Source organism: Amycolatopsis sp. NPDC051373 (genome assembly GCF_040689465.1).
Taxonomy (GTDB): domain Bacteria; phylum Actinomycetota; class Actinomycetes; order Mycobacteriales; family Pseudonocardiaceae; genus Amycolatopsis.
Map to the genome: position 1 here is coordinate 176,399 of NZ_JBFBAE010000002.1, position 12,402 is coordinate 188,800.

Genomic DNA, 12,402 nt, shown 5'->3' on the forward strand with positions numbered 1-12,402 from the left:
CCCACCCGCGCCCCCCCCCCCGCCCCCGGCGGGGCCGCCCCCCCCCCCCCCCCGCCCCCCCCCCCCCCGGGCGCGCCCCCCGGCTGTGTACTCAGGCCTCGGCGAGCTCTCGCGCGATGTCCTCGGCGGTGGCGGTGAGGTGGGCGACCCACTCGCGAAGGCGGTCGCGCCGGTACCGGGCGGTGGGCATGGCGATCGAGATCGCTGCCGGCATCGAGCCCGGGGGACCGGCGATCGGGCAGCCGACGGCCGTCAGCCCGACCTCGGTGAGCTGGTCGTTGAGCGCGAAGCCCTGGCGCCGCACCTTCTTCAGGTCCCGCACCAGCGTTTCGACGTCGACGTCCGTCCCGGCGTACCGGGCGCGCACGTCGTCGGAGTCGAGGGCCGCCAGCACCACCCGCCCACCCGACGCGAGGTGAGCGGGGAGCATGCGCCCCGCCCGGTCCCCGACGCGCAGCACCTGGTCGCATTCGGCCGTCGCCACGAACCGCGCCTGATCGCCGACCACGACGATCAGGTTGCTGCTCTCCCGGGTCCGCTCGGTCAGGTTCTGCAGGTGCGGCAACGCGATCTGGCGGAGGTGGTCGACGGGTTCGATCACCGTCGGGCGCCGCAGCACCGAGCCCGCGACGTAACGCCGATCCTCGTCCTGCTCGGCGAAATCGCGGTAGACGAGCATGGCCAGCAGCCGGTGCGCGGTCGAGCGGGCGACGCCGAGCCGTTCGGCCGCCTCGGTCAGCCGCAGGGGGCCCTCCTGCTGAAGGATCGTCGCGAGGTGCAGCGCGTGGTCGACGGAGTCGATCCCGTAGGTCGGCTTGTTCTTCACATCAGAACTATAAGCACCGCACAGCAGAACTTGTCTAGCGTTGCCCGCATGACAGCGAAGGCGGAACACCGACCGGTGTCGCCGGTGACCCTGCGCGCCGCCGCGATCGAGTCCGGCGCCGCCCGCCCCGACCTCCGCCGCTGGGTCGCCGCCACCGCCGCCGGACTCGCGGAGGCGGCCGACGCGATGCCCGCCACCGCGTGGGCCGCCGAGGTCGTCACGGCCCAGGGCCGGACCGTCGCCGCCGGCGAGACGTCGTGGATGCGGGCGCGCGAGACCTGCGTCCACGCAGTCGACCTCAGGGCCGGCACGACGTTCGACGACCTGCCCGAGGGGTTTCTCGCGGTGCTGGTCGACGACATCGCCGCCTGGCGCTCGGCCCGGCCGGGACCCGCGATCCGGCTCACCACCCCCTACACCGACCACGAGATCACCGGCGACGGCACGCCCGTGCCCGTCGGCCTCCCGCTCGCGACGGCCGCCGCCTGGCCGGCCGGGCGCCACCGCGAGGCCGGTTTGCCCACCCTGCCGAACTGGCTGTGAGGAGACGACGATGACCGATTCGATCGTGACCACCGTTCCCGACGTCGACGCCGTCGTCGTCGGGGGCGGCATCGGCGGGCTCGGCACCGCGCTGGCGCTGGCCCGCTCGGGGCGCGCGGTGCGCGTCCTGGAGCAGGCGGCGGAGTTCGGCGAGGTCGGGGCCGGCCTGCAGATGGCCCCGAACGCGACGCGCGTCCTGCGGGACTGGGATCTGCTCGACGAACTCGTCGAACACGGCGTCCGCCCGCGGCGGCTCGTCATGCGCGACGCGCTCGACGGCAGCGAGCTCACCCACCTCGACCTCGCCGACGCCGAACGCCGCTACGGCGCGCCCTACGTCGTGATCCACCGCAGCGACCTGCACGCCATCCTCGTGCGGGCCTGCCGCGACGCCGGCGTCGACCTGGTCACCGGCGCGACCGTCACCGGCGTGGAGAACGGCCCGGATTCCGCGACAGCGGTCGGCGACCACCGCCGCGACACGGGCCGCATCGTGATCGCGGCCGACGGCCTCCGATCCGGCCTGCGCCGCCGGCTAAGCTCCGACGAACCCGTCAGCTCCGCCTACGTCGCCTACCGCGGCGCCGTCCCGCTCGCCGGCCTCCCGGACACCGGCGGCCTCGCCCTCGAGGACGTCACCGTCCACGTCGGACCGGGCTGTCACCTCGTCCAATACCCCTTGCGCCGCGGCGAAATGCTCAACACCGTCGCCGTGTTCCGCTCCCCCAAGGCCCTCGCCGGCGAGGAGGACTGGGGCACGCCCGACGAGCTCGACACGGCGTTCGCGGCCACCTGTGAGCCGGTCCGCGCCGGTCTGCCGCACCTGTGGCGGGACCGCTGGTGGCGCATGTACGACCGCCGGCCGATCGGCACCTGGGTCGACGGCCGCCTCGCCCTCACCGGCGACGCCGCCCACCCGATGCTCCAGTACCTCGCCCAGGGTGCCTGCCAGGCGCTCGAGGACGCCGCCGGTCTCGTCGAGCAAGCCGACAAGCACGACACCGGTTCCGGCACGGACTGGGACCCGGCCTTGCGGGACTACGCCGCGGCCCGGGCCGTGCGCACCGCGCGCGTCCAGCGCACCGCGCGCGACTGGGGCGAGCTTTGGCACTGCGACGGCCTGTTCCGCGCCACCCGCAATGCCCTGCTGCGCGACCGGGCCGCGGACGACTACCGCTACGTGGACTGGCTCTACGGACACGGTGCGTAGGTAATCGGGTCACTCGCGCGGCGGTTCTGTCCCGCCGGGAACCGGCTGTTCGAGCAGTACACCTACGCCCAGGGCACGGTCGACGCTCCCTTGCTGGAACTGATCAAGCTCCGGGCTTCGATTGTCAACGGCTGTGCGTTCTGCGTCGACATGCACAGCAAGGACGCGCTCAAGGCCGGCGAGTCCGCGCAGCGGCTGTTCGCGGTCTCAGTCTGGCCCGAGTCGCCGTTCTTCCCACGGGAAGAACGCGCCGCCCTGGCGCTGACCGACGCGGTCACGAAGATCGGCGAAGACGGTGTGCCCGACGAGGTCTGAGACGAGGCGCGGGAGATCTGGTCGGAGAAGGAGGTGGCCGACCTGGTGATGGCGATCATCATGATCAACGCCTTCAACCGCATCGCGATCAGCACCCGCCAGGCCCCGGTGCTGGACGCGTGAGCCCGGCGACCACGACACTCCGGGCAGCCCGCCGAACGCGGGCCCGCCCGGAGCGCTGCTTCCTACGCCGGCCCCGCCGAGACGGACACCGGCAGTGCCGACGCGGCTTTCGAAGAGCACCGGCCGGTGCTGCTCGGCGCCGCCTACCGGATCCTCGGCAGCGTCGACGACGCCGAGGACGTCGTCCAGGAGGCCTGGCTGCGGTGGTCCGAGGTCGACCACACGAGGGTCGAGGCACCGCGCCGTTTCCTGGTCAAGGTGGTGTCCCGGCCGGCGATCGACCGCCTGCGCCTGGCCCGGCGGTGGCGCGAGACCTACGTCGGCCCGTGGCTGCCGGAGCCGGTGAACACCCACGAGGGCGAGCCGCTGGGACCGGCCGACACGGCCGCGCAACGCGACACCCCCTCGCTGGCCACCCTCCGGCTCATGCACCGCCTCTCCGCGCCGGAACGCGCGGTTTTCGTGCTCCGGGAAGCCTTCGAGCTGCCGTACGAGGAGATCTGGCAGGTCCTCGGCCTGGGCGAGGCCCACGCCCGGCAGCTGCACCGGCGCGGCGCGGCGCACCTGGCGACCGGCCGCGACCGCTTCACCCCCGACCCGGACGTGCACCGCGAACTCGTGGACCGGTTCCTCACCGCCGCCCGCACCGGCGACCGGGCCGCCCTGCAAGGCCTCCTCGCCCAGGACGTCACCCTCTGGGGCGACGGCGGCGGCAAGGTCCGCGCGGCCCTGCGGCCGGCCGCCGGGGCCGCGAAGGTCTGCCGGTTCGTTATCGGCACGATCGGCAAGTACTCCGAGGTCGAGCTCCGCACCGCCGACGTCAACAGCGATGCCGCGCTGGTCGTCCGGCTCGGCTCGACGTGGCATGTCTGCTCCTTCGAGACCGCCGACGGCCTCGCCACGGGAATCCAGTGGATGTCCAACCCGGACAAACTCGGCCGGTTCACGCCGGCCGGGTGACCGGCGCCCGGGTCTCGAGGGAACCATCGCAGCGGCCATCCACTGTGGACATACCTCGGCCCCACCAGTGAACTCATCACGGACTTCACCGGGCAGCGGTAAGAAAATATTGGGGCGCCGCAACGACAATCGCCTGCCGACCCGCGGCGATCGGCCAGACGATTCCCCTGGTCACGAGACGTGCGCAGCCTGGCAACGATACCTAGACTGAGCGGTACCGGTCGGTGACACAACCTGGAACGAGTGACGACGCCGCGCAAGCGTGAGGCAGTGGCCAGTCCGCTGCAAGCCAGACCAGGCCCGGACGAACGGAAACCGGTACGGGCCGTGGGCTTGCCGTCGAGCGTCGGTGATGGACCAGAGGGGGTCCCCACCATGGGCGATGCGCATCGGTTCGACGGGAAGGCGGCGAGCCCCGCCGGTGGCGCCGTTTTCGCGGCGTGGGAACGGTTCGTCCAGGGCGAGGACCAAGTCCCCGGCGTCCGGCCGGTGGTGGCGATCTCCTGGCACCGGTGCCGGGAGCAGTACCGAGTGGATCCGCACCTGACCGAGGCTCCGGTCGCCGTCGCCGAGCGCGGCCACAACCCCGAACACGATGTCGTCTTCGCCGAGCTGGGTTTCCGCGCCGCCTCCGTGGCCCATGAAATGGGGAGTCTGCCCGGCGTCGTCACCGTCACCGACGCGGCCGGCCGGATCCTGGGCGACTGGGGCGACCCGGTCACGCTCGCCCGGGCTGCCGACCTCAATCTGGCGCCCTGGTTCTGCTGGTCGGAATGCGCGGCGGGCACGAACGGCATGGGCACGGCGCTCGAGGCGCACGGCCCGGTGCTGATCAGCGGCGCGGAGCATTGGTGCCAGGCGTTCCACAACTGGGTCGGCGCGGGCATCGCGGTGCGCGACGTGGTGACCGGGGAGCCCATCGGGGGTCTGAACCTCTCGTGCTGGCGCAGCCAGCTTCCCCCGTCGGCGGGCGGGTGGCTGGCGAACGCGGTCGCCAAGACCCAGAGCGCGTTGAAGCGGCGTGCCCGCGACAGCGGAGCCGAGCTGGTCGCGGCCTTCACCCAGGCAAGTGCCCGCTCCCGTAGCCCGCTTGCCGCGGTCGACACCGCGGGCAAGGCGGTGATCGCGGACGACACTGCGAGTGTGCTCATGGGTGTCCCGGCATCGACTCCGGCGATCGACTCGACGCTGCGCTGGAACCCCGGGCTCCCGGAGCTGATCGCAGCCGCTCGGCACGCCAGCAAGCAGGCCGCCCACAACCCCGACTGGATCGGCTCCACGCAGATCTTCACCCACCTGGCCGACGAGCCGACGGCGATCAGCATCCGGCCCGTCTTCTCCTCCGCTCAGCTGATCGGGCACCTGGTTTCGTTCGGAATTTCCGTCGGTGTGCAGTTGCCCCAGGCGGAGGCGTCCGCGAGCCCTCGCGTGCGGCCGCGCCGGGTGGTCGGGATGCGGGACAGCCGGATGGTGCTGCTGCACCTGCCGGAAGTCTCCTTCGCGGAATCGGAGGGCAACGACGTGTGGCTGTCCACCGCGCAGGGACGCTTGCGGGCCGCTTCGCAGAGCCTGGACAAGCTCGACACCGAACTGGCGGAGGCCGGCTTCCTGCGGGTGCACCGCAGGTACGTGGTCAACCTCAGCCGCATCCGGGAGATCGAGCGCGGGCACAAGGGCGAGCTGCGGCTCGTCATGGACGACGGGGCGAACGAGATGGTGCCGGTCTCCCGCCGCAACGCTCCGGCGGTGCGCCGCGCGCTGGACCTCTGACCCCCGGCACCACCGCACCACCGCATATTTCACCACCGCACCACCCGGAAGGATTCACCGGTGTCTGACAACCCCGACGTCGTAGTCGGCGAGACGAACGACCGGAGCGCGGGCGGCCTCGGCCTCCCCGGCTCGGCCAACCGCGGCAGCCGCCCGGCCGCGGCCGTGAGCAACCGCGACTGGTGGCCGAACCGGCTCGGCCTCGGCATCCTCAGGAAACACCCCGCCGCGGCCGCCCCCTTCGGGCGGGACTTCGACTACGCTGCCGAGTTCCGGACCCTCGACCTCGGCGCTTTGGCGAACGACGTCGACGAGGTGCTGACGACCTCGCAGGAGTGGTGGCCCGCCGACTTCGGCCACTACGGCCCGCTCGTGATCCGGATGGTCTGGCACTGTGCCGGGACGTACCGCGTCGACGACGGCCGGGGCGGCGCGGCGACGGGCATGCAGCGCTTCGCCCCGCAGAACAGCTGGCCGGACAACCGCAACCTCGACAAGGCGCGCCGGCTGCTCTGGCCGGTGAAGAAGAAGTACGGGCGCAAGATCTCCTGGGCCGACCTGATGGTCTTCGCCGGCAACCGCGCCCTGGAGACGATGGGCTTCACCACCTTCGGCTTCGCCGGCGGCCGGGAGGACGTCTGGGAGTCCGACGACGACGTGTACTGGGGTCCTGAGCACGTCTGGCTGGGCGACGAGCGGCACGGCGGCGTCCGGGAGCTGGAGAACCCGCTCGCGGCCGCCCAGATGGGCTTGATCTACGTCAACCCCGAGGGGCCCCACACCGTCCCGGACCCGCTCACCGCGGCGCGCGACATCCGCGAGACGTTCCGCCGCATGGCGATGAACGACGAGGAGACCGTCGCGCTGATCGCGGGCGGGCACACATTCGGCAAGACCCACGGTGCCGCCGAGCCGGACACCTACCTCGGCCCCGAACCCGAAGCCGCCGGCGTGGAGGAGCAGGGCCTGGGCTGGCGGAGCGGTTACGGCACCGGCAAGGGCGCCGACACCATTTCCAGCGGGCTCGAGGGCACGTGGACCCCTACCCCGACGAGGTGGGACAACAGCTTCTTCGAGACCTTGTTCGGCTACGAGTGGGACCTGGAGCTGAGCCCCGCCGGTCTGTGGCAGTGGATCCCGCGAGGCGGCGGCGGAACCGGCACCGTGCCCGACGCCCACGACCCGGCGAAAACGCACGCCCCGACGATCCTGACGACGGACCTGGCGCTGCGGACGGATCCGGCCTACGAGCCGATCGCCCGGCGTTTCCTGGAAAACCCGGACCTGCTCGCGGACGCGTTCGCCCGGGCGTGGTTCAAGCTGACGCACCTCGACCTGGGCCCGATCCAGCGCTACCTCGGGCCGCTGGTCCCGCGCGAGACCCTGCTCTGGCAAGACCCGATCCCCGCGGCGGACCACGAACTTGTCTCCGCGGCGGACGTCGCCGCGCTCAAGCGCGAGATCCTCACCTCCGGGCTGTCGGTCTCCGAGCTCGTCTCCACGGCCTGGGCGTCGGCCTCGACGTTCCGCATCAGCGACAAGCGAGGCGGAGCGAACGGGGCGCGCATCCGCCTCGAACCGCAGCGGAGCTGGCCGGTCAACGAGCCCGACCGGCTGGCGCGGGTGCTGCGCTCCCTGGAGGCGATCCGGCAGTCCTTCGCCGAATCCCGAAACGGAGCCAAGAAGATCTCGCTCGCCGACCTCATCGTGCTCGGCGGAGCCGCCGCCGTCGAGCGGGCCGCCGAGAACGCGGGCCACGACGTCGAAGTCCCGTTCACCCCGGGCCGCATGGACGCGACGCAGGAGTGGACCGACGTGGAGTCCTTCGCCGCGCTCGAACCGGCCGCGGACGGGTTCCGCAACCACCGGGGAAAGAGGGGCCGGCTCACGCCGGAGCACCAGCTCGTCGACCGGGCGAACCTGCTGAACCTGAGCGCGCCGGAGATGACGGTTCTCGTGGGCGGTCTGCGGGTCCTCGGGGCGAACCACCGGCAGTCGCCGCTGGGCGTTTTCACGTCCCGGCCCGGGTCGCTGACCAACGACTTCTTCGTGAACCTCCTCGACACGCAAGTGGAATGGCAGCCGAGGCCGGGATCCGGTTCGCTCGCGGAGACCTTCGAGGGCCGCGACCGCACCACCGGCGAGATCAAGTGGACCGGCAGCCGCGTCGACCTCGTCTTCGGTTCGAACTCCGAACTGCGGGCGCTCGCGGAGGTCTACGCGAGCGACGACGCGGAAGCTCACTTCGTGCGTGACTTCGTTGCGGCGTGGGACAAAGTCATGAACCTCGACCGGTACGACCTCCGGGCGTGAGCCGGCCGGCCGAGTTTTTCACCGCGCGCCGCCGGCCGTACCCGGGACGGGCGGGTTTGGGGTGACCTGGCCCCTGCCCAACGGAGCCGAACAGCGTGCGAACGGTAGTCGATTCGAGGTGAACGGCGCGCGCCGAGTGAGCCGCCCCGCGCGCTTGTCGGCGTGTTTTCTCCGGCGTAGCGTGCCTATTGAGTACCGATTCTGAGTCGGACGCCGGACAACTCGGGAAAATTGATCGGATCTCGAAGAATTTCCGTGCGGGAATGCGAATCGCCGCGCCCGAGCACCTCCGATGCGACCGATGCGGAGTCGGCACGACGACCGGGATGAGGAAGGTGAAGGCCGATGACGACAGCGCCGGAGCGGACCGACTTGCTCAAAGAGATCGGGCTGGATGTGCAGAACCACGCAACGCTGGGTCGCGTTCTGGGCACCGGAAAGATCGGGCGGGCCAGCGAAGGATCGGATGGCCGCATGCAGGCCACCATTCGCATCAACGAAGACGAGCTGATGTGGGATCCCTCCATTCTCGTGATGCCCCACGGAGGGGATATCGACCTCGAGCTCGTCAACGACGACAAGAACACCCACTGCGCGCTCCTGCCGAGCAACGGCGACCGGAAATTCATTTGGCTGGTGAATCATTCGCGTGGCCGGGCGACGCTCAACCTCGACGGCCCGGGCTACTACTGGTTCTGCTCGCCCACCGGAAACGACGAGGGCCGGGGCCTGACCGGAGCCATCGTCGTCTTGGGCGACGCGCCGCCGGAGGCTCGCCTGGACCGACCCGACCAGCCGCAACCGTAGGAAGGAGGAGGGCATGACGACTTCGGAAGACTACGTCGACGCCGGTGAGGCCGTCGACCAGGGAAACCTGAGCTACAAGATGCCGGGCGGGGAACTCGCTCCGCCGGTCACCGCCAGCGTGAACTACGAGCGCATCCTCAACGCCCGCAACGAACCGCACAACTGGCTGACCTACTACGGTGCCTACGACGGGCAGCGCTACAGCCCGCTGGACCAGATCAACACGGAGAACGTCAAGCGCCTCGCCCCCGCCTGGGTGTTCCAGGCCGGCACGACCGGCCTGATCGCGGGTGCGTCGACCTACTCGTTCGAGGCCGCTCCGATCGTCGTCGACGGGATCATGTTCCTGACCGGCTGGGACGGCTGGATCTGGGCCCTGGACGCGAAAACGGGCGTGGAGATCTGGCGGTACAAGCACGCCGTGCCGTTCGACGTGTCGCTGTGCTGCGGGAACGTCAACCGCGGGTGCGCAGTGGCGCAGGGCAAGGTCTTCTTCGTCGCGGCGAACGCCCGCCTCATCGCGCTCGACGCGACCAACGGGAAAATGGTCTGGGCCAAGACCTACGGCGACGTGCGGGCCGGTGAGAGCGCCACCGTCGCCCCGCTGATCGTGAAGAACATGGTCATCGTGGGCAGTTCCGGCGGCGAGTTCGGCGTGCGCGGTCACCTGGACGCGTTCGACCTCGAGTCCGGCGAGCACCAGTGGCGCTGCTACATGGTGCCCAAGCCCGGCGAACCCGGCTCCGAGACCTGGCCTTCCGACGGCGAGGCCTGGGCGCGCGGCGGCGCGAACTGCTGGGTCACCAGCACGTTCGACCCGGAGACGAACCTGCTCTACGTGGGCACCGGCAACCCGGCGCCCGACTTCGACGGCGAGGTCCGGGAAGGCGACAACCTCTACACCGACAGCATCGTCGCCGTCGACGCGGACAGCGGGCAGATCCGCTGGCACCACCAGTGCACACCGCACGACCTGTGGGACTACGACAGCATCGCCGAGTGCATCCTGTTCGAGAAGGACGGTCGCAAGCTCCTCGGGCACTTCGACAAGAACGGCTACTTCTACGTCGTCGATCGCACGGATGGTCAGCTGGTGTCGGCCACGCCGTTCGTGGACCGCATCACGTGGGGCGCGGTCACGCGGGACGGCCGGGTCACAGCCAAGCTGTACCCGGAGAAGGAGGGCGAACCGGTCCACTTCTACCCGGGTCCGGCCGGCGCCAAGGAGTGGACGCACGCGTCCTACAGCCCGAAGACCGAGCTGTTCTACGTCCCGGTCCAGGACACGGGGGCCACGGCCACCCGGCGCCGCCGGGAGTTCAAGGAGAGCATCCCCTATTGGGGCGCCGGGGTTCAGGTGGACGCCGAGGACATGACCGGATCGATCAGCGCGTTCGACGGCAACGGCGAGGAGAAGTGGCGCTGGCGCAACGAACTCCCGATGTGCGCCTCGACGCTGGCCACCGGCGGCGACCTGGTGTTCGCCGGCGAAGCCACCGGCGAGTTCAACGCGCTCGACGCGCGCTCCGGCGAGCTGCTCTGGCAGTTCCAGTGCGGAAGCGGCCACCACAGCAGCCCGACCACGTACACGGTCGACGGGCGGCAGTACATCGCCGTGCCGGTCGGCTGGGGCGGGTGGGCCGAGGGGTTCCTCCCCGGCATGCTGGGTGCGGGGCACGGAAGCGCCCTGTTCGTCTTCGCCCTCCCGGAATCCGCGTGACGCTCGAGGAGAACCAGCCGTGATCGGGGCAGAGGAGGTGAGTCCATGGAGTCTCGACTCGATGTGTGGGAGACGCCCGAGTTCGACGAGATCGGAGTCGCGCCCGAGGTGACCATGTACATCGCTCAGCTGGACGACTAGAGGACGCGGGTGGCGCCGGGCTTCGGCCCGGCGCCCTCCGCCCGCTCGGACGACCACGGACGGAGTGCCGGGATGTGGCTGCGGGTGCTGGGCTCGGCTGCGGGAGGCGGCTCCCCGCAGTGGAACTGCGGCTGCCCGGTCTGCACCGCCGTCCGGTCCGGGACCGGGTTCGCGCGCACCCAGTCCTCGGTCGCGGTGAGCGCCGAGGGCCGGTCCTGGTTCCTGATCAACGCCTCCCCCGACGTCCGCACCCAGATCGAGGCGTTCCCGGGGCTGCGGCCGCACGACGGTGACCGCACGTCGCCGCTGCAAGCGGTGCTGCTCACCGATGCCGAACTGGACCACACACTCGGCTTGCTGCTGCTGCGCGAGGCCCGCGGTCTGCGGCTGCACGCCACGCCGGCGGTGCACAAGACGTTGCGCCACGGCTCGGGGCTGCTCCGCACCCTCGAGCTCTACTGCCCGGTCGAATGGCGGGCGGTGGTCCCCGGCGCCGACGTGCCACTGGCCGACGGGCTGTCCTGCCGCGCGTTCGACGTGCCCACCACCAAGCGGGACCGGTTCGGACCGGGGGCGGACCACGGTCGTGTGGTGGGCTACCGGCTGACCGACGACCGCAGCGAAGGACGTCTGGTCTACCTGCCGGGGATGCAGGCGCTGACGCCGGAGCTGTGTGCGGAGATCGCGGGCTGCGAATGCCTGCTGATCGACGGGACCTGCTGGCGTGACGACGAACTGGTACGGCTCGGCCTGGCCGGCAAGACGTCGCGCGAGATGGGCCACCTGCCCGTCGACGGCCCGGACGGCACGCTCGCCCGGCTCCCGTCGCTGAACGTCGGGCGGGTGATCTTCGTGCACATGAACAACACCAACCCCATCCTGCTGGAAGACACGGCCGAGCGGCACCTCGTGGAGGCCGCCGGCATGGAGGTGGCCGTGGACGGACTCGAGGTCGAGGTGTAAGGCATGACAACGACAACCGGGACCACCGCCGCGACGACCGACGAGTTCGTCGAGACGTTGCGGGCCCACTCGCGCCGGTACCACGACCAGCACCCGTTCCACGTCCGCATGAACGCCGGCCGGCTGAGCCGCGGACAGATCCGGGGCTGGGTGGCCAACCGGTTCTACTATCAGGAGAACATCCCCCGCAAAGACGCGGCGATCCTCTCCGGCTGTCCCGACCTGGAAGTCCGCCGCCGCTGGATCCGCCGGATCATCGACCACGACGGCCGCCACGCCGGGGAGGGCGGCATCGAGGCGTGGCTGCGCCTCGGCGAGGCCGCCGGGCTCACCCGCGAGGAAGTCCTCGACCACCGGCACCTGGTCCCGGGGGTGCGGTTCGCGGTCGACGCCTACGTGAACTTCACCCGGACCCGCCCGTGGGTGGAGGCGGTCGCGTCGTCGCTCACCGAGCTGTTCGCGCCCGACCTGATGGCGGAGCGGCTGGCCGCGTTCGAGCGGTGGTACCCGTGGATCGAACCCGAGGGCCTCGCCTACTTCCGCGCCCGCCTCGAGCAGGCTCCGCGCGACTGCGAGCACGCCCTCGAGGTGGTCACCGCACACTGCCGGTCCGCCGAGTCCCAGGCCCGCGCCGTCGACGCGCTGTCGTTCAAGTGCGATGTCCTGTGGAGCCTGATGGACGCGATCGATCGAACCTACCCGGAGTGAGCG

Annotated in this window: 11 protein-coding genes and 1 pseudogene; 11 read left to right on the plus strand and 1 reads right to left on the minus strand. The window is 71.1% G+C overall.

Going from position 1 to position 12,402, the window contains the following annotated elements; genetic code table 11:
• Window positions 1–91: 91 nt before the first annotated feature.
• The gene (locus AB0383_RS04360; RefSeq protein ID WP_364185775.1) at window positions 92–826 is read right to left on the minus strand and encodes an IclR family transcriptional regulator; all 735 of its coding nucleotides are present in this window, start codon (window positions 824–826) and stop codon (window positions 92–94) included.
• Window positions 827–874: 48 nt separating this feature from the next.
• On the opposite strand from AB0383_RS04360, the gene AB0383_RS04365 reads away from it, so the two are divergent.
• The 11 genes and pseudogenes from AB0383_RS04365 (at window position 875) to pqqC (ending at window position 12,399) form a co-directional block, all read left to right on the plus strand.
• A complete protein-coding gene (locus AB0383_RS04365) occupies window positions 875–1,369 on the plus strand; it encodes a maleylpyruvate isomerase N-terminal domain-containing protein (RefSeq protein ID WP_364185777.1) in 495 nt (164 codons plus the stop codon).
• A 10-nt stretch (window positions 1,370–1,379) separates the two neighbouring features.
• Window positions 1,380–2,579, plus strand: coding sequence for an FAD-dependent monooxygenase (locus tag AB0383_RS04370; protein ID WP_366185146.1), 1,200 nt, complete (start codon window positions 1,380–1,382; stop codon window positions 2,577–2,579).
• A 45-nt stretch (window positions 2,580–2,624) separates the two neighbouring features.
• Window positions 2,625–2,894: a carboxymuconolactone decarboxylase family protein gene (locus AB0383_RS04375; RefSeq protein WP_366185524.1), complete on the plus strand. Its 270-nt coding sequence runs from the start codon at window positions 2,625–2,627 to the stop codon at window positions 2,892–2,894.
• A 228-nt stretch (window positions 2,895–3,122) separates the two neighbouring features.
• Window positions 3,123–3,977 (plus strand): annotated as a pseudogene (sigJ, locus tag AB0383_RS04380) (RNA polymerase sigma factor SigJ); the annotation flags it as partial.
• A gap of 375 nt (window positions 3,978–4,352) precedes the next feature.
• The gene (locus tag AB0383_RS04385) at window positions 4,353–5,747 is read left to right on the plus strand and encodes a LytTR family transcriptional regulator DNA-binding domain-containing protein (protein ID WP_364185781.1); all 1,395 of its coding nucleotides are present in this window, start codon (window positions 4,353–4,355) and stop codon (window positions 5,745–5,747) included.
• 60 nt (window positions 5,748–5,807) lie between these two features.
• The gene (gene katG, locus AB0383_RS04390; RefSeq protein WP_366185148.1) at window positions 5,808–8,060 is read left to right on the plus strand and encodes a catalase/peroxidase HPI; all 2,253 of its coding nucleotides are present in this window, start codon (window positions 5,808–5,810) and stop codon (window positions 8,058–8,060) included.
• Window positions 8,061–8,405: 345 nt separating this feature from the next.
• On the plus strand, window positions 8,406–8,867 hold the full coding sequence (locus tag AB0383_RS04395) for an MSMEG_3727 family PQQ-associated protein (protein WP_366185150.1): 462 nt from the start codon (window positions 8,406–8,408) through the stop codon (window positions 8,865–8,867).
• Between the two features lie 13 nt (window positions 8,868–8,880).
• Window positions 8,881–10,587 carry a PQQ-dependent dehydrogenase, methanol/ethanol family gene (locus AB0383_RS04400; protein WP_364185786.1) on the plus strand — a complete coding sequence of 569 codons (1,707 nt, stop codon included), beginning with the start codon at window positions 8,881–8,883 and terminating at the stop codon, window positions 10,585–10,587.
• Window positions 10,588–10,632: 45 nt separating this feature from the next.
• Window positions 10,633–10,728, plus strand: a complete 96-nt coding sequence (gene pqqA / locus AB0383_RS04405; RefSeq protein WP_220239625.1) for a pyrroloquinoline quinone precursor peptide PqqA — start codon at window positions 10,633–10,635, stop codon at window positions 10,726–10,728.
• A gap of 72 nt (window positions 10,729–10,800) precedes the next feature.
• The gene (gene pqqB, locus AB0383_RS04410) at window positions 10,801–11,691 is read left to right on the plus strand and encodes a pyrroloquinoline quinone biosynthesis protein PqqB (RefSeq protein ID WP_364185790.1); all 891 of its coding nucleotides are present in this window, start codon (window positions 10,801–10,803) and stop codon (window positions 11,689–11,691) included.
• A 3-nt stretch (window positions 11,692–11,694) separates the two neighbouring features.
• Window positions 11,695–12,399 carry a pyrroloquinoline-quinone synthase PqqC gene (pqqC, locus tag AB0383_RS04415; RefSeq protein ID WP_364185792.1) on the plus strand — a complete coding sequence of 235 codons (705 nt, stop codon included), beginning with the start codon at window positions 11,695–11,697 and terminating at the stop codon, window positions 12,397–12,399.
• Window positions 12,400–12,402 lie beyond the last annotated feature (3 nt).

Bases quoted from the DNA above. Each gene is read 5' to 3' on its own strand.
- AB0383_RS04365 (WP_364185777.1), top strand. From the start codon at position 875: ATGACAGCGAAGGCGGAACACCGACCGGTGTCGCCGGTGACCCTGCGC.
- AB0383_RS04370 (WP_366185146.1), top strand. From the start codon at position 1,380: ATGACCGATTCGATCGTGACCACCGTTCCCGACGTCGACGCCGTCGTC.
- AB0383_RS04385 (WP_364185781.1), top strand. From the start codon at position 4,353: ATGGGCGATGCGCATCGGTTCGACGGGAAGGCGGCGAGCCCCGCCGGT.
- AB0383_RS04395 (WP_366185150.1), top strand. From the start codon at position 8,406: ATGACGACAGCGCCGGAGCGGACCGACTTGCTCAAAGAGATCGGGCTG.
- AB0383_RS04400 (WP_364185786.1), top strand. From the start codon at position 8,881: ATGACGACTTCGGAAGACTACGTCGACGCCGGTGAGGCCGTCGACCAG.
- pqqA (WP_220239625.1), top strand. From the start codon at position 10,633: ATGGAGTCTCGACTCGATGTGTGGGAGACGCCCGAGTTCGACGAGATC.
- pqqB (WP_364185790.1), top strand. From the start codon at position 10,801: ATGTGGCTGCGGGTGCTGGGCTCGGCTGCGGGAGGCGGCTCCCCGCAG.
- pqqC (WP_364185792.1), top strand. From the start codon at position 11,695: ATGACAACGACAACCGGGACCACCGCCGCGACGACCGACGAGTTCGTC.